This window comes from Streptomyces sp. NPDC048479, from assembly GCF_040651435.1.
Classification (GTDB): Bacteria; Actinomycetota; Actinomycetes; order Streptomycetales; family Streptomycetaceae; genus Streptomyces.
This window is the reverse complement of sequence record NZ_JBEZKA010000004.1, coordinates 68078-85158: the sequence shown is the minus strand read 5'-3', so window position 1 is coordinate 85158 and position 17081 is coordinate 68078. Positions and strand designations below refer to the sequence as shown.

Annotated in this window: 12 protein-coding genes and 1 pseudogene; 4 read left to right on the top strand and 9 right to left on the bottom strand. The window is 70.0% G+C overall.

Features of this window, described 5'->3' with window-relative positions; genetic code table 11:
* Window positions 1–9 precede the first annotated feature (9 nt).
* Window positions 10–885, bottom strand: coding sequence for a menaquinone biosynthesis protein (locus AB0D12_RS07910; protein WP_362678164.1), 876 nt, complete (start codon window positions 883–885; stop codon window positions 10–12).
* A gap of 299 nt (window positions 886–1184) precedes the next feature.
* On the opposite strand from AB0D12_RS07910, the gene AB0D12_RS07905 reads away from it, so the two are divergent.
* Entirely contained in the window at window positions 1185–1388 is a 204-nt protein-coding gene (locus AB0D12_RS07905; protein ID WP_003967102.1) for a cold-shock protein, read from the top strand.
* A gap of 164 nt (window positions 1389–1552) precedes the next feature.
* Complete coding sequence (locus AB0D12_RS07900; RefSeq protein WP_362678162.1) at window positions 1553–1951, top strand: DUF1992 domain-containing protein; 399 nt, start codon at window positions 1553–1555, stop codon at window positions 1949–1951.
* Window positions 1952–2063: 112 nt separating this feature from the next.
* On the opposite strand, the gene AB0D12_RS07895 is transcribed toward AB0D12_RS07900, so the two are convergent.
* Window positions 2064–3371: a M1 family metallopeptidase gene (locus AB0D12_RS07895; RefSeq protein WP_362678160.1), complete on the bottom strand. Its 1308-nt coding sequence runs from the start codon at window positions 3369–3371 to the stop codon at window positions 2064–2066.
* Window positions 3372–3445: 74 nt separating this feature from the next.
* Window positions 3446–7966, bottom strand: a complete 4521-nt coding sequence (locus AB0D12_RS07890; protein WP_362678788.1) for a Pls/PosA family non-ribosomal peptide synthetase — start codon at window positions 7964–7966, stop codon at window positions 3446–3448.
* Window positions 7967–8751: 785 nt separating this feature from the next.
* Between AB0D12_RS07890 and AB0D12_RS07885 the strand changes: the two are divergent.
* Window positions 8752–9545: pseudogene (locus AB0D12_RS07885) on the top strand (MaoC/PaaZ C-terminal domain-containing protein); the annotation flags it as partial.
* On the opposite strand, the gene AB0D12_RS07880 reads toward AB0D12_RS07885, so the two are convergent.
* Both AB0D12_RS07880 and AB0D12_RS07875 read right to left on the bottom strand, forming a co-directional pair.
* Window positions 9538–10185, bottom strand: a complete 648-nt coding sequence (locus AB0D12_RS07880; protein ID WP_362678158.1) for a TetR/AcrR family transcriptional regulator — start codon at window positions 10183–10185, stop codon at window positions 9538–9540. The pseudogene AB0D12_RS07885 and the gene AB0D12_RS07880 overlap by 8 nt on opposite strands.
* 202 nt (window positions 10186–10387) lie before the next feature.
* Window positions 10388–11632, bottom strand: a complete 1245-nt coding sequence (locus tag AB0D12_RS07875; protein WP_362678156.1) for a hypothetical protein — start codon at window positions 11630–11632, stop codon at window positions 10388–10390.
* 251 nt (window positions 11633–11883) lie between these two features.
* Between AB0D12_RS07875 and AB0D12_RS07870 the strand changes: the two genes are divergently transcribed.
* The gene (locus tag AB0D12_RS07870) at window positions 11884–13014 is read left to right on the top strand and encodes a glycosyltransferase (RefSeq protein ID WP_362678154.1); all 1131 of its coding nucleotides are present in this window, start codon (window positions 11884–11886) and stop codon (window positions 13012–13014) included.
* 95 nt (window positions 13015–13109) lie between these two features.
* Here AB0D12_RS07870 and AB0D12_RS07865 read toward each other — a convergent pair whose 3' ends face one another.
* The 4 genes from AB0D12_RS07865 to mqnE form a co-directional block, all read right to left on the bottom strand.
* On the bottom strand, window positions 13110–14474 hold the full coding sequence (locus AB0D12_RS07865; RefSeq protein WP_362678152.1) for a dicarboxylate/amino acid:cation symporter: 1365 nt from the start codon (window positions 14472–14474) through the stop codon (window positions 13110–13112).
* 352 nt (window positions 14475–14826) lie between these two features.
* Window positions 14827–15123 (bottom strand): DUF4229 domain-containing protein, encoded by a 297-nt coding sequence (locus tag AB0D12_RS07860; RefSeq protein WP_362678150.1) that lies wholly within the window; start codon window positions 15121–15123, stop codon window positions 14827–14829.
* A gap of 77 nt (window positions 15124–15200) precedes the next feature.
* Window positions 15201–15725: a GNAT family N-acetyltransferase gene (locus AB0D12_RS07855; RefSeq protein ID WP_327325385.1), complete on the bottom strand. Its 525-nt coding sequence runs from the start codon at window positions 15723–15725 to the stop codon at window positions 15201–15203.
* 110 nt (window positions 15726–15835) lie between these two features.
* A complete protein-coding gene (gene mqnE, locus AB0D12_RS07850; RefSeq protein WP_327328444.1) occupies window positions 15836–17002 on the bottom strand; it encodes an aminofutalosine synthase MqnE in 1167 nt (388 codons plus the stop codon).
* Window positions 17003–17081: the final 79 nt, after the last annotated feature.

Here is a 17081-nt window from a genome sequence, read left to right as displayed (position 1 = left end):
AGCAGACCGTCAGCCGCCGAGCAGCTCGACCGTCACATCCGCCGCGAACCCGGTCGTCGGCCCGGTCCGGCGCGCGAATTCCCGTACGCCGGCGAGCTGCTCGGCCCCGAAGCGGAAGTCCAGCGTCGTGAAGTAGCGCTCCAGCAGCTCCGCGTCGAAGATCTCCCAGCGCGCCGCCTGCTCCGCGACCTTGGTGACCTCCTCCAGGGACAGGTCCCGCGAGGCGAGGAAGGCCTCGTGCACCTTCTGTACGACGAAGGGCTCGCGCGCCAGATAGTCCTTGCGCGCCGCCCACACCGCGAACACGAAGGGCAGTCCCGTCCACTCCTTCCACATCAGCCCCAGGTCGTGGACCTGGAGGCCGAGCTTCGGGGCGTCGTGCAGCGAAGCGCGCAGCGCGGCGTCCCCGATCAGCACGGCCGCCTCCGCCTCCTGCATCATCAGGCCGAGGTCGGGCGGACACGAGTAGTAGTCGGGCGTCACCTTGTACTGCTCGGCGAGCAGCAGCTGCGCCAGCCGTACCGACGTGCGCGAGGTGGAACCGAGCGCCACCCGCGCCCCGTCGAGTTGATCCAGCGGCACCTGGGACACGATCACGCAGGACATGACAGGCCCGTCGCAGCCGACCGCGAGGTCGGGGAAGGCGACCAGTTGATCGGCGTTGCGCAGGAATTCCACGAGGGTGATCGGCGCGATGTCGAGGTCGCCTCGCACCAGCTTCTCGCTGAGCTTCTCCGGGGTGTCCTTCGTCAGCTCGAAATCGAGGAGAGTTCCGGTCCGCGCCAGCCCCCAGTAGAGGGGCAGACAGTTCAGGAACTGGATGTGGCCGACACGGGGCCGGCTGCGACGGTGGTCGGTTGCTGTGCTTTCTCCAAGACTGTCCACATCGCGAGGCTAGACCCGCGGCCCGCCGTTGACTGCGCCGGGGCCGGGCCGAAACCGTACGACTTCCCGCCCCCCGTCCGAGCTGCACCGTCAGCCGATTTGGGTCTCATCAAACTCACGGGTGACGTGATCTTTCCCTCTACCGCTGCGCACACGCTGCGTGCTAGGCTCGACGCAAGTTGCAGTTTGGTTTCCCTTGCAGTACAGAGCCTGCGGAGCATGTAACCCGCAGGCTTTTGTAGTTTTCAGACTTCTTGCAGGTTCTGGAGCAGGGCAACCCTTTGGCCCAAGGAGGGCTTATGGCTACCGGAACCGTCAAGTGGTTCAACGCTGAAAAGGGCTTCGGCTTCATCGCCCAGGACGGCGGCGGCCCGGATGTCTTCGTCCACTACTCCGCGATCAACGCGTCTGGTTTCCGCTCTCTCGAGGAGAACCAGGTCGTGAACTTCGACGTCACCCAGGGCCCGAAGGGCCCGCAGGCGGAGAACGTCACCCCGGCCTAGTCAGCCAGGGTCGGCGATCGCGCACGACTCAGCAGTACCAAGGAGCCCCGTTCCGTATGGATCGGGGCTCCTGCCTTTGTACCCGGGATATACCGGGGGCAGCCTTTCCGGCAACCGCACTGCTCCGCTCCTACGATGGAAGGACGAGACGCGAGGAGCCGACCGTGACCGAGCGCAAACCCCCCGGCGTCAGCTTCGAGTCGTGGGTGGACAGGCAGATCCGGGAAGCGACCGACCGCGGCGACTTCTCGTCCCTGGCCGGCTTCGGAAAGCCGCTGCCGGACGACACCGCCCCCTACGACGAACTGTGGTGGGTCAAGGGCAAGTTGCACCGCGAGGGCGTCTCCGTCCTGCCTCCGACGCTCGCCCTGCGCAAAGAGGCCGAGGATGCGCGGGAGGCGGTCGACAGCGCCGCGACGGAAGCCCAGGTACGGCGCATCCTCACCGAGGTCAACGAGAAGATCGAGGCGGCGGTCCGCCGCCCGCCGCCGGGCCCGCCGCTGGGGCTCACGCCCTTCGACGTCGACGCTGTCGTACGCGACTGGCGCGCGGCCCGTCCGTAACCGGGGCTCCGCCGCCCAGACCCCGCGCCTCAATCGCCGGCGAGGCTGATGTGTCCCGCCGGCGTACGCGGCCCGGGAGTCCGCCGCAGGGCGACCCGGACCGCCCAACCCCTCAGCGCCGCGGCTGCGGCAGGGCCGGGAGCTTCTCGTCGTACAGCCACATCCTGAAGAGCCCGTCGAGCGGATGTGCCGAGTGCCGCTGCGCGAGGGCGATGAACTCCTCGGTGGTCACGGTGCCGTGCCGGTGGGTCGCGGTCCACTCGCGCAGCACCGCCACGAAGGCCGCGTGCCCGATCACCGTACGCAGCGCGTGCAGCGTGAGGCCGCCGCGCTCGTAGACCTGGTCGTCGAACAGCCGCCGCAGGCCCGGATCGCCGATCTTGATGTCCTGCCGCATCAGGGCGAGTCGGGCCCGGGACTTGGCCGCGAGAGCCGCCGCCGACGGCCCGCCCGACACCTCGGACCACAGCCACTCCGCGTACTTCGCGAAGCCCTCGTTGAGCCAGATCTCCCGCCAGTCGGCGACGGTCAGACTGTTGCCGAACCACTGGTGGGCCAGCTCGTGCGCGACCAGACGCTCGCTGCCGCGCCTCCCGTCCACATGGTTGGCGCCGAAGATCGACAGGCCCTGCGCCTCGACGGGCACGTCCAGTTCCTCGTCCACCACCACGACCGCGTAGTCGTCGAAGGGGTAGGGGCCGAAGAGGTCCGTGAAGGCCGTCATCATCTGCGGCTGCCGGGCGAAGTCGTACTCGAAGCGCTCGAGCAGCCCGCGGGGCACGGCGGCCGGTTGCGGCACCCGCCCGGCATGCGCCACGTCGACCAGTTCGTACGGGCCGATCTGGACGGTCGCGAGATAGCTGGCCATCGGCGCCGACTGCTCGTACACCCAGGTGGTGGTGGAGGCACTGATCGTCCGGGAGACGAGGGAGCCGTTGGCGACCACGGTGTACGGCGACGGAGTGGTCACCGCGATCCGGTAGACGGCCTTGTCGTCCGGGCGGTCGTTGCACGGGAACCAGGACCGCGCACCGCTCGGCTGGGAGGCCACCAGCGCCCCCTCCTCCAGCTGCTCCCAGCCGAGGTCGCCCCAGTCGCGCGTGCGGACGGGGCGGGGGACGCCGGTGTAGCGCACCTCGACGGTGAAGGACGCCCCGGCGCGCAGCGGCCTGGCGGGCCGTACGCGCAGCTTGTCGGCGCGGTGCGTGTACCGGGCCGGGCGGGCGCCGTCCACCATGACGCGGTTGATCCGGAACGGGCCCAGATCCAGGACGACTTCGGACAGTGCGCGCTGGGCGACGGCAGTGATCCTGGCCCGGCCGGAGAGCCGGCCTGCGTGCGGGCGGTAGTCCAGCTCCAGGTCGTACTCCGTCGTCCGGTAGCCGCTGTCGCCGTGCTGCGGCAGGTACGAATCCGTCACCCTTGTGCGTCCTCTGCGTCTTGCTCGTCTTGCCTGTCTCGCCCGTCTTGCGCGTCTTGCGCGTGTTCTACGTGCTACGGCTTCCACGCCGCGATCGGATTGCCCAGCCAGCGGGTGCCCGCGGGCACCCGCTCCCCACGCATCACGAGCGACGCCGGACCGACCGCGGCCCGGGCGCCGATGACCGCGCCGGGCAGCGCGATCCCGTGCGGACCGAGCGTCGCGCCCGTTCCGAGAACGACATTGTCCATGCGCATGATCCGGTCGTGGAAGAGGTGCGTCTGCACAACACACCCGCGATTGACGCTCGCACCGACGCCGACGGTGACCAGGTCGGCCTCCGGCAGCCAGTACGTCTCGCACCAGGCTCCGCGGCCGATGCGGGCGCCGAGCCCGCGCAGCCACAGGTTCATCAGCGGTGTGCCGGCGGTCGCGCCGACCAGCCACGGCACGGCGAGCACCTCCACAAAGGTGTCCGCGAGCTCGTTGCGCCATACGAAGGACGACCACAACGGGTGCTCCACCGCCCGGAAGCGGCCGACGAGCAGCCACTTCGCCACGATCGCGACGACACAGGCCACCACTCCGCCGACGAGCAGCACCGCGCCGCCGCTCAGCACCGCGAGCGCGAGGCCGAGGCGGTCGGCCAGCAGCTCGAAGGCGGCGAGCGCGAGTACGGCGAGCGCCACGCTGCACATGACCGGCACGATCCGGCAGATCTCGACGGTCGCGCGTGCCCACTTCAGCCGCTTCGGCGGGTCGAAGGTACGGCTCTGATCGCCTCCCTCGGCAGCCCGCGGCAGCTTCATCGGCGGCATACCGAGCCAGGAGCTGCCCGCCTTCGCCCGCTTCGGGGTCGACGACAGCACGCCGACCAGGCCGCGCTTGGGCACGGAGCGGCCCGCGGCCGTCATACCGGAGTTGCCGAGGAAGGCCCGCTTGCCCACCCGCGCCTCGGCGATCCGCAGCCAGCCGCCGCCGAGTTCGTACGAGGCGACCATCGTGTCGTCGGCGAGGAACGCGCCGTCGCCGACCGTCGTCATCGCGGGCAGCGCCAGCACGGTCGACGCCTCGACGCCGCGGCCCACCTTCATGCCCAGCGCCCGCAGCCACACGGGCGTGAACAGGCTCGCGTACAGCGGGAAGAGGTGCACCCGGGCCATGTCCATCAGCCGCTCGGTCGCCCACGCCTGCCAGGCGATCCGGCCGTGGACGGGGTGGTAGCCCTCGCGCAGCCCGATGCTGAGCAGGCGCACACCGGCAAGAATGACCAGCGCGTACGTGATCATGGAGACGACCGTCGCGAGCGGTACGGCGGTCAGCGCAGCCGTCAGCGCCTGGCCGAGGCCGGTCCGGCCGTGCACGAACAGGCCGACCACCAGCAGGCCGGGCAGCGCCGCGAGCGCGGGCAGCAGCCCGAGGACCAGCGAGGTGAGCGTGTAGACCGCCGTCCAGCGGCGCTTGCGCAGCGGGCGGCCGTCGGGCAGACGGCGGTTGGCCTTGCCCTTGCGGGCCGCCGGCACGCCGGCCCAGCGCTCGCCGGCCGGAACCGCGCCCGTCACACCCGACCCGGGGGCGATCTCCGCCCGCTTGCCGATCCGCGCGCCGGGGAAGAGCGTGGTGCGGGCGCCGACGGTGGCTCCGGCACCAATACGGACGGCGCCGATGTGCAGCCGGTCGCCGTCGAGCCAGTGCCCGGACAGATCCACCTCGGGCTCGACCGCGCAGCCCTTGCCGAGCCGCAGCATGCCGGTCACCGGCGGCAGGGCGTGCAGATCGACGCCCTCGCCGATACGGACGCCCAGCGCCCGTGCGTAGTACGTGAGCCACGCCCCGGCGAGGCTGGTCGCGCCGCTCAGCCCGGCGAGACGTTCCGCCGTCCACAGCCGCAGGTGCGCGCTGCCGCCTCTCCGATACGTGCCGGGGCGCAGCCCGCGCAGCAGCAGCCGCGCACCGCCCGCCACGATCACGATCCGTCCGGGCGGGCTGACGAGCAGCAGCCAGCCGAGCGCCACCCACCACCACGACACCGTCGGCGCCCACGGCAGCCCGATGACATTGCTGACCGCGGCCGCGACCACGCCCCAGCGCAGCCCGGCGACGCCGAGCAGCGGCAGCATCAGCAGCACCTGCGCGACACCGGTCAGGCGCGGCACCGGCCGCACGTCCCGCTCTGGCGCCGCGCCCGCGGAGGGCGCCTCCAGCGTCCGGGCGAGCGCGCCGAGGGTCGGGTTCTGGTAGATGTCGCCGACCGATCCGGCGGCGTACCGCTCCCGGATCCGGGACACCAGCTGCGCGGCGGCCAGACTGCCACCGCCGCTCGCGAAGAAGTCCGCGTCGGGGCTGTTCACCGGCGCCCCGAGAAGATCGGTCCACTGCTCGGCCAGCCAGGTCTCGGTGGCCGTGAGCTCGGCCTGATGGGTGGCCGGAATGTCCAGAGCGGGCAGCGGCCACGGCAGCGCGGCCCGGTCCACCTTGCCCGACGTACGGGTCGGGAGGGTGTCCACGACGGCGAGCAGCGGCACGAGAGCGGCGGGCAGTTCCTTGCGCAGTCGCGCGAGGGCGTCGGCCTGGTCGAAGGAATCCGCGTCGAGGGGCAGCGCTTCGGCGACGACGTCGGGTGCGTCGGCGGGGCGGGTGCCGCCTGCGGCGGCGAGGGCCGCGCCGGCATTGGCGTCCCTGCCCACCTCAGGCACAGGGCCGCGGGCACCAGAGTCCACCGGCCGGCCGGCCGCATCGCCCACGAAACTGCGAGCCGCAAGGCCCACACCCACCTCAGGCACAAGGCCGCGGGCACCAGAGTCCACCGGCCGGCCGACCGCATCGCCCACGAAACTGCGAGCCGCAAGGCCCACACCATCCGGCACGCCGACGCCGGACACGGCGCCCCTGCCCACCTCGGACACAAGGCCGGACCGGCTGCCGGGCGCAGCGCCGACGCTCGCGTCGCTGGAGGCGTGTGCGCTGTCGGCGCGGTCTGCAACGGCACCGATGCCGGGCACGTCGGCGTCGGCCACCGGGGCGGCCACCGGGCCGTCGACGAGGCCAGGGGCCGCAGAGCCCGCGGTGTCCGCGGTGTCCGCGGTGTCCGCGGTGTCCGCGGTGTCCGCGATCGACAGGTCGCCAGCGGCCGGCCGACCGGCGGCCGGCTCGCTCGCCACCACATAGCCGACCAGCAGCTGATGCCCGCCGGCCGTCGTACGTACGGCAGCCGCGGCTCCCGCGACGCCCGGCAGCGCCTGCAGCGCCGCGTCGATCTCGCCGAGTTCGATACGGCGGCCGCCGAGCTTGATCTGCTCGTCCGCCCGGCCCACGAAGAGCAGGCCGTCCTCCTCCGCCCGGACCAGGTCGCCGCTGCGGTAGGCGCGCGCCCAGCCGAGTGCGGGCAGTGGCGCGTACTTCTCGGCGTCCTTGTCGGCGTCCAGGTAGCGGGCGAGGCCGACGCCGCCGATGACGAGCTCGCCGGTCTCGCCCATGGGGACGAGGTCACCGGCGCCGTCCACGACGGCGAGCTCCCAACCGTCCAGCGGCAGCCCGATCCGTACCGGCCCTTCGCCGGTCAGCGGTGCAGCGCAGGCGACGACCGTGGCCTCGGTCGGGCCGTACGTATTCCAGACCTCACGGCCCGTGACGGACATCCGCTCGGCAAGCTCGGGCGGGCAGGCCTCACCGCCGAAGATCAGCAGTCGTACGTCGTCGAGCGCCTCGGCGGGCCAGAGGGCCGCGAGCGTGGGGACCGTCGACACGACAGTGATGCGCTGCTCGACCAGCCAGGGGCCGAGGTCGAGGCCGGTACGTACGAGGGAGCGGGGTGCGGGGACGAGGCAGGCGCCGTGCCGCCAGGCGAGCCACATCTCCTCGCAGGAGGCGTCGAAGGCGACGGAGAGCCCGGCGAGGACCCGGTCGTCCGGGCCGAGAGGCTCCTTCGCCAGGAAGATCCGGGCCTCGGCGTCGACGAAGGCGGCAGCGCTGCGGTGGCTGACGGCGACGCCCTTGGGCTTGCCGGTGGAGCCCGAGGTGAAGATGATCCACGCATCGTCGTCCGGGCCCGGCCGACTGCCGGCGGCACCGCGCGGGGAGCCTTCCGGGCCGGGACGACTGCCGGCGGCACCACCAGGGGCACCCTCCGGCCCAGCGCCGGCACCCGCCGCACCCGCCGCGGTGCCGCACGGCTCGATGGCCCGGCCCGCGCCTATCACGGCGCTCACCGCCGCCTCGGTGAAGACCAGCTCTGCCCGCTCGTCGGGGTCCTCGGCATCGACCGGGACATACGCGGCGCCCGCCGCCAGCACCGCGAGGATCGAGACATACAGGTCGGCGGTTCCTGACGGCACGCGTACGCCGACCCGGTCGCCGATGCCTATCCCGGCGGCGGCGAGGCGCAGTCGCAGCGACTCGACCTCGTCGAGCAGCGCGCGGTACGTGAGCGGCGCGTCACCGTCGTCGACGGCTGGTGCGTCCGGGTGACGGCGTGCGGTCTCGTCGAGGATGTCGATCAGAGTGCGCTCGGAGGCGGCACCTCCCGCGGTGAAGAGCGCGGGCGCCGGCGCCTCGTCGAGCAGCGGATCGAGGAGTGCCGGGGACTCCGGGGCCATAGTCATACAGCGCACCGGTCGTCGGCCGACAGGTCGCTCCATGCGGGTTGGCTCCGGTGGATGCCAGGCTGGCTCGTACGCATCTCTCACTCTCCGTCGGTCGTGTGGAGTGCGCGCCGAATCCCCATCCCGCGCACGGCAAACGAGGAGTTTATCCAGCGTTGACCCAACTCGCGTGTTGTACGCGGCACAGCCCACCGGACCGCATCAGGCCGCGCGGCTCCTGGTCGAATCGCATCGATCCTGCTCAGGACCGTCACTGGAGCCGTCCTCACTACCACCGTACGACCCGGCCCCGGAGGCCCGATTGTGGCGAACCGCACTCGTCGGCCGCCCCGTTTCGTCCGCACTCTGGGCAACCGGGCCTTCTCAGAAGGTCACCGGGTCGGCCTCGCGCACATCGCCTCGATCTCCGCCGCGAAGTCCCGTACCAACGCTGCCCTCTTGAGCCCGTGACACCGGGCGGTTGGCCGCGTCGACCGCGTTGCGGCGCGCCGCTCAGCTCGATTCCCGGTCGCCTCCCGGGCGAGGTTGACGTCCCGGCCGTGCTTCAGGACGGCGCCGCCCCGCCCCGAACTCGCCGACCGCGTGCACCATCTCGACCAGTTCCTGACACCCGAGTAACCTTACTTCGGAGTAAATCCACGACCGCGCAGGGAGCCTGGACAATGGCCGACCGCCATCCGCACTTCTCCCGCACAGCGCCCGGCCGTTTCCCGCACCGGCGGCCGGGGCCGGCACCGCTGCACCGCTGGAGCCCGGAACACCGCTCCCTGGAAGGGCTTTTGCCGGCGCTGACCCTGGCCCGCGGGGCACTGACCTCGCCATGGAAGCGGAACGTCCAGGCGGAGGCCCGGCTGCCCGCAACCCGGCTGGTGGAGCGGGGTGTACGGATCAGCCCGGCCCGCCTCGTCGCGTACGCAGAGATCTGCGGCTTCCGGCAGACGGACCCGCTGCCCCTCCCATATCCGCACATACTCGGATTCCCGCTCGCGATGCGGCTGATGGCGGACCGGCACTTCCCGCTTCCCCTCCTCGGCCTGGTCCACACACGCATCGAAATCACCCGGCACCGAGCGACACATGCCAAGGAAAACCACGACTGACCGTGTACGCCGAAAAGTTGACGCCACACCGGCGCGGCACCGAAGTCACCATGGTGACGGAGGCGCGACTGGACGGCGAGCTGGTGTGGGAGTCACGGAGCGGCTATCTCGCCCGGCACAGCACCACGTACGACCGTCCCGACGCTCCTCGCGAGGCCACTCCCGTACCGGACCTGCCCCCGGTCGCCGAGTGGCGGCTGCCCGCCGGCCTGGGACGCCGCTACGGCGCGGTGTCCGGCGACCGCAACCCCATCCATCTTCATCCGCTGACGGCGAAGCTCTTCGGCTTTCCACGCGCGATCGCGCACGGCATGTGGACCTTCGCCCGCTGCCTCGCCGAGGCCGATCCGGATCAAGTGACGTACGTAAGAGCGGAGTTCAAGGCACCCGTACCGCTCCCCACGACCGTGACATACGCGGCCGCCGGCTCGGCGTTCCAACTCCGCAGCGGCGACCGTGTCCACCTCACCGGGGAGACCAGCGCTGACCCTTCAAAAGGTCCCCGAGCCCCATCCAGGCGAAGTTCATCAGCGTCCCCGCCGCTTCCTTCGCCGAGACGCCCTCGGTCTCGTTCGCCCATCCTGCGAGCGACTCCGCCGCGCCCACCAGCGCCTGCGCCAGCCCCCCGACATCCCGGCCGGCCAGCTCGGGGTTGTGTTGCCTCTCGCGTGCCGCGGCCCCGATCAGCCCGGTCACAAAGACCACTATCTCGTCCCGCATGGCCGCCACTTCAGCGGCGAACGGCTCTCCGTGCGTGCGCGCCTGCCGGTGCAGGATCGCCCAGCCGTCCGGGTTCTCGGCGGTGTGCGTGAAGAACGCCGCGAGCCCCGACCACAGCTGACGGTCCGCCGCGAGCCCCGGCTCGGCTCCCGCTCGCACGGCGACGATCAGCGCCTCCGCCTCGCGCCGGATGCACGCCGTGAAGAGCTCTTCCTTGGAGTTCAAGTACAGATAGACCAGCGGCTTGGAGACCCCGGCCAGCTCCGCGATCTCATCCATCGAGGCTGCCCGGTAGCCGCGCTGCCCGAAGGTCTGCACGGCCGCGTCCATCATCTGCCGCTCACGCACGGCGCGCGGCATGCGTTTGCTTTTCACGCCCTTCACAGCACCCATGTCAGACATCCTCCCCGCCCCACACCCCAACTCCGCGGTAAGCCTACGGCCCCTTCACAGCGGCGGTGACGCGGAGGTGAGCAAGGCCGAGAGCAACGCGGTGAGCGCTTGCCCTGCGCGTAGGTTTAGTTGGAGCCGCACAAGAAGACGCGTGCTGTACCCGAGAACGGGCACAGCACGCGTCGTCACGATCCCGACAGGGTCAGGGTCGGTCCATACCCATCAGGCCATAGTTCATCTCGGAGTCGGCAGGCAGGGGGCCCTTCAACTCGGTCGTCCGGAAAAGCGGCGGCGGCAGTGCCACCTGGACCCACGGGCCAACGAACGTCACGCCACCCGTGATCGGATCGATGGTGCCGGTGATCACCCAAACACTCCCGTCCCCGGCCACCACCCTGACGGTGACAGTGAGGCCGTTCACCTCGACGTCGACGCCGCAGACATCCAGCGGGAAGCCGAGGATGGGGGCGGCGCTGATGTTGGTATAGGTACCTGTCGCGACGTTCAGGTCGTACGCAATCCCGTCGATGAGCACGATGTGGTGCTCGACCGTGCCACCTGCCGTGAGCGTGACGGTGTAGCCCTCGGTGTCACTGCAGTGACCCTTGGGACCGGTGGGCCCGGTCGGCCCGGTGTTACCCCTCGGCCCGGTGGGCCCGGTGTTACCCGCCGGCCCGGTCGGACCCGTGTCACCCGTCGGCCCGATGTCACCCGTCGGCCCGGTCGGACCCGTGTCACCCGTCGGCCCGATGTCACCCGTCGGCCCGGTCGGACCGGTGTCACCCGTCGGCCCGATGTCACCCGTCGGCCCGGTCGGACCGGTGTCACCCGTCGGCCCGATGTCACCCGTCGGCCCGGTGGGCCCGGTGTTACCCGTCGGCCCGATGTCACCCGTCGGCCCGGTCGGACCCGTGGCACCGTCCAGACCAGCGGGCCCGGTCGGACCCGTGTCACCCGGGGCACCCGTCGGCCCGGTGTCGCCCGTGGCGCCGTCCAGACCGTCCAGACCAGCGGGCCCGGTCGGACCCGTGTCGCCCCTGGCACCCGTCGGCCCGGTGTCACCGGTGGCACCGTCCAGACCATCGGCCCCGGTCGGACCTGTGGGACCCCGGTCCCCCGTGGGCCCGGTGGGCCCCGTGGCCCCCTTGCGCCCTCTGGGACCCGTAGGCCCGGTGGGGCCCACCTTGCACTTGTCCTTGCCGCCCACTGCCTGCGGCGCTGTCTCCGCCCTGGGCTGCGCCTTCGTTCTGTTGTCGCATCTGTCTCTGTCCGATTGGCCGGCCGCGACAACGTCAGAGTTCGCCTTGGTGGCCTGCGCGGCGGCAATCGTGGGACTCGCCATCCCCGTAAGCACGAGCGCGATCGACGCGATCGTGCCGCCGGTCAGCCAGGCACGCCGCCTTGGAAGCGGGCCCAGCGGGGACTTGGTCCTGTGTTCAGGACTCATACACTGCTCCTTTTTGAACCAGTTCGAGTGACGCTCCGGAAGCGAGTTCGGGCTTCCTTCGGCATCATCGGTTCGCGGACGCAACGCCTTGAGAGCCCTGCAGAGTTATCAACGCAATGGCCTATGAGCGACACACCAATGGGTGCGTACGCGGCAGCGAACCGGCACGGGCCGTCGGCGTGCCGTCTCCGCGCCGCTGAGTCCGCTGCATAGGGTCGCCGCCGGACCGACCCGCCGGAAGTGGTGATGCAGTGAAGCCGTCCGTGTGCCTGTGCATGATCGTCAAGAACGAGTCGAGAGTCATCGAACGATGCCTCGCCTCAGTGCGTGACCTGGTGGACACCTGGGTGATCTCCGACACCGGTTCGACCGACGGAACCCAGGAGTTGATCCGTACGGCAATGCACGGCATCCCGGGCGAGTTGCACGAGGAGCCCTGGGTCAACTTCGGCCACAACCGGACCCTGAACATCAGGCACGCCCACCGCAAGGCCGACTATCTGCTCCTCCTCGACGCCGACCTCGTGATCCGCCGGGACGGCCCGCTGCCCCGGCTGACCGCCGACGCCTACATGCTGCGGCACGAAGGCCCGACCGAGTACCGCATCAGGCGCCTGGTCCGCGGCGACATCGCCTGGCGGTACGAAGGCGTCACCCACGAGTACCTCACCGCCGACCAGCGGCACGACCAGGAGAATCTCGACGCGCTCGTCATCGAGGACTTCCACGACGGAGGCTCACGGCACGACAAGTTCGAGCGCGACGCGCGCCTGCTGAGCGCCGAGATGGAGCGCGACCCCGCCAATACCCGCACGGTCTTCTACCTGGCACAGACCATGCGCGACATGGGCAACACCGACGAGGCGATCACCCTGTACGAGCGCCGCGCCGCGATGGGAGGCTGGGTCGAAGAGGTGTACTACTCGCTGTTGCAGGTCGGGATTCTCAAGGACGGTTCCGACGACTGGCCGGGAGCGATGGACGCCTTCTCCCGCGCCTGGGAGTCGCGTCCACAGCGGCTCGAAGCGTCTTACGAACTCTCCGCGCGGCTGCGCAAACTGGGCCGCCATCATGCCGCGCACGCGATCGTCCGTGCCGGGCTGGGCCAGGAGCCGCCGGACGACCTGCTGTTCATCCAGCCGTGGGTGTACCAGTGGGGACTGTTGTTCGAGTTCTCGATCAGTGCCTACTGGGTGGGCGACTACGCCGGCTCGCTCCAGGCGTGCGACCGCCTTCTGGCGATGCCCGACCTTCCCGACGCCTATCGCAAGCAGACGGTCGCCAACCGCAAATTCGCCGCGAAGCGGGTGGCCACGATCCCTGAACCGACCGCCGCGGTTCAGATGCCAAAGGCGCTGCGGGCGGGCTCGAAGGAAGACTGAAAGCCCAGAACGACCGAAAGCCCGCGTTGCGGAACGGCGGCCCCGCGACAGCGGCTGTGCCCGCACCCGGAGGTCCGGGTGCGGGCACAGGTGTCTCAGACCGTTGTGACCTGGGCGGCGACCGGCACGGCCACCTTCTGCTCGGCCTCGCGGACGTCGTACTCGTCGATCGGCGAGGACGTCGCCGCGTTGTACGCGTCGTGGTCGAGGATCTTCTCGCGGGCCGCGACGATGACCGGAACCAGCGCTTGGCCTGCGACGTTCGTGGCAGTCCTCATCATGTCCAGAATCGGGTCGATCGCCATCAGCAGACCCACACCCTCCAGCGGCAGACCCAGCGTGGAGAGAGTCAGCGTCAGCATGACCGTCGCGCCGGTCAGTCCGGCGGTGGCCGCCGAGCCGACGACCGAGACGAAGGCGATCAGCAGGTAGTCCTGGACACCGAGCTGCACATCGAAGATCTGCGCGATGAAGATGGCGGCGAGCGCAGGATAGATCGCGGCGCAGCCGTCCATCTTGGTCGTCGCGCCGAACGGAACGGCGAACGAGGTGTACTCCTTCGGTACGCCGAGACGTTCGGTGACCTTCTGGGTAACCGGCATCGTGCCGACCGAGGAGCGGGAGACGAAGGCCAGCTGGATGGCCGGCCAGGCGCCCTTGAAGAACTGGACCGGGTTGACCTTGGCGACGGTCGCCAGCAGCAGCGGGTAGACGCCGAACAGCACCAGCGCGCAGCCGATGTAGACGTCCGCGGTGAACGTCGCGTACTTGCTGATCAGGTTCCAGCCGTAGTCGGCGATGGCGAAGCCGATGAGGCCGACGGTACCGATGGGCGCCAGTCGGATGACCCACCACAGCGCCTTCTGCAGCAGCTCGAGCACGGCCTCGCTGAGCGTGAGGATCGGCTTGGCCTTCTCGCCGAGCGCCAGCGCGGCGATACCGGCGACGACGGCCAGGAAGACGATCTGGAGAACCTCGAGCGTGGCGAACGGCGTGACGATGTCCGTCGGGATGATTCCGGTGAGGAAGTCGATCCAGGTCCCGTGGTGCTCGGGGGCCTTGCCGTCCTTCGGCGTGAGCCCGGTGCCCGCGCCCGGGTTGGTGAGCAGGCCGATCGCGAGGCCGATGGCGACCGCGATCAGCGACGTGATCATGAACCACAGAAGCGTGCGGGTGGCCAGCCTGGCGGCGTTGTTGACCTTACGGAGGTTGGTGATCGACACCAGGATCGCGAAGAAGACGAGCGGCGCGACGGCCAGCTTCAGCAGCTGGACGAAGATCGAGCCGACCTGGTCGAGCGTGTCCTTCAGCCAGCCGATGTCCTGACTGCGGGCGAGCCAGCCGAGCAGGACGCCGAGCGCCAGACCGGCGGCGATCTGGGCCCAGAAGGGGACCTTGGGTATACGGAAACCGGAGCCCGAGGGCTTTCCGGCCGTGGTGGACGCGGTGTTCGCGGACACGGAGGACACACTCCAGATATGGCGTATCGGAGACATACGGGGACGGGGGTGCGGCGCCCATGCGCAGTGCGCAGCGCCGCTGTGATGCCGGGATCAGACCGAGCGGCAACAGACCGCGGACATACAGCGGCACAGATCGACATGCAGGCGCGCCACGAGCGGGATGCTCACGGCGTCGTGGTGGCGCACTGCTGTCTTCACATCGAACACGTTAACACTTGAACTTTGAGAACCTCAAAGCTCCCCTTTGGGTCCGAGGCGGGCCTGGCACGCCGGGAACGCCGACGCCCCGGCAGCGGAGCGACTGCTCCTGCCGGGGCGCGGGTTGAGTGTGAAGAAGCTGACGCGGCGTCTACTGGACGGCGCCGTCCTCCTGCGATCGGTTGGCCTCGAGCCTGGCCTTGGCCTGGTCGACCTTGCCGACGATCTGCTCGGACATGGCGTCACGCTGCTTGCGCAGCAGGATGAAGCTGAGCGGCGCGGACACGACGAGCGCGAGCAGGATCACCCAGACGAAGTTGGAGTCGCCAAGCCCCTTGGGCAGTACGCCGACCTGTACCAGGGTGCCCACGAGGACGAAGCAGCCGATGAAGATGGCGAGGCGCATCGTGGTGTACCGGATCGCGGCGCTCGACTTGGCAGCGGACACGGCGGGCCTTCTCTCTTCGTACGACAGGTCGTGCCCGTCCAGTGAAGCACGCCCCGTCCTGTCCGATTCAAGGGGGTTCAGATCAGCGGCAGCAGCATCACGATGTCGTCCCGGTCGTCGCCCTCGGCGACCCGGATCCCGCCGGGCACGCGTCCGACCTCCTTGTAGCCGCAGGCGGCGTAGAAGTGGTCGGCTCCTGTGCCACCGCGGCAGGTGAGCCGTATCGCCTCGATACCGTCGAAGCTCCGGGCGGCTTCGGCGGCCGCGGCCATCAGCTCGCGCCCGTACCCCTTGCCCTGGTGCTTGGGGTGCACCATCACCGTGTAGAGCCAGACCCAGTGCAGCATCAGCCGGTGCGTGTTGTACGTGAAGAAGGCGGTGGCCGCGACGGCGCCCTCGTCGTCGTAGCCGACGAGCAGCCGGGTGCGGCCCTCGGCCATCGCGACGAGATGCTTCACGAACTCGGGCCGCACGGCGTCGTCGGTCACCGGCGGCACAAAGCCGACGGCGCCGCCGGTGTTGGACACGTCGGCCCAGAGCGAGACGACCCCGTCCCGCAGGGGACGGTCGATCGGTGGATCCAGCTCAAAGGTAAGGCCCATGTGGTGAGGCTAGCCATTACAAGTGGCGATACTCAAGCCGTGTCCACAACGCGGGAAGCCCCGGCCTGCGGCCGGGGCTTCCCGATGAGTTGGGGAGTTGGGAGCGGGGGTCAGACCCGCATCGGCTGCGGCGACTCGCGCCGATCCGCGTCCGGGCCCGGGTACTCGCGGATGATCTCGTAACGCGTGTTCCGCTCCACCGGACGGAAGCCCGCATCGCGGATCAGGTCCAGCAGATCGTCGCGGGTCAGCTTGTTCGGCGTGCCGTAGTTGTCCGCGTCGTGCGTGATCTTGTACTCGACGACCGAGCCGTCCATGTCGTCCGCGCCGTGCTGCAGCGCGAGCTGCGCGGTCTGCACACCGTGCATCACCCAGAACACCTTGACGTGCGGCACGTTGTCGAACAGCAGCCGCGAGACCGCGAAGGTCTTCAGCGCCTCGGCACCGGTCGCCATCGTCGTCCGTGCCTGCAGCCGGTTGCGGACCTTGCCGTCCTGCATGTCCACGAAGTCGTGCTGGTAGCGCAGCGGGATGAAGACCTGGAAACCGCCGGTCTCGTCCTGCAGCTCACGCAGCCGCAGCACATGGTCGACGCGGTGGCGGGGCTCCTCGATATGGCCGTACAGCATCGTGCTCGGGGTCTTGAGACCCTTGGAGTGCGCGAGGCGGTGGATGCGCGACCAGTCTTCCCAGTGGGTGCGGTGGTCGACGATGTGCTGCCGGACCTCCCAGTCGAAGATCTCCGCGCCGCCGCCGGTCAGCGACTCCAGACCGGCCTCGATCAGCTCGTCGAGGATGTCGGAGGCGGACATCCCGGAGATGGTCTCGAAGTGGTGGATCTCGGTGGCGGTGAAGGCCTTCAGGGAGACGTTCGGCAGAGCCTTCTTGAGCTCGCTGAGTGAGCGCGGGTAGTACCGCCACGGCAGGTTGGGGTGGAGTCCGTTGACGATGTGCAGCTCGGTGAGGTTCTCGCCCTCCATCGCCTTGGCGAGACGGACGGCCTCCTCGATGCGCATGGTGTACGCGTCCTTCTCGCCCGGCTTGCGCTGGAACGAGCAGTACGCACACGACGCGGTGCACACATTCGTCATATTGAGGTGGCGGTTGACGTTGAAGTGGACGACGTCACCGTTCTTGCGCGTCCGCACCTCGTGCGCGAGTCCGCCGAGCCATGCCAGGTCGTCCGACTCGTAGAGGGCGATGCCGTCCTCGCGGGTCAGCCGCTCCCCGGCCCTGACCTTCTCCTCCAGCTCGCGCTTGAGGCCCACATCTTGAATAGATGCAGTCACTTAGGCCGCCTCTCATATGTCTGCGCCGTGCTGTCCCGAGGGGACACCCCCGGGACCCCCGGAGGCT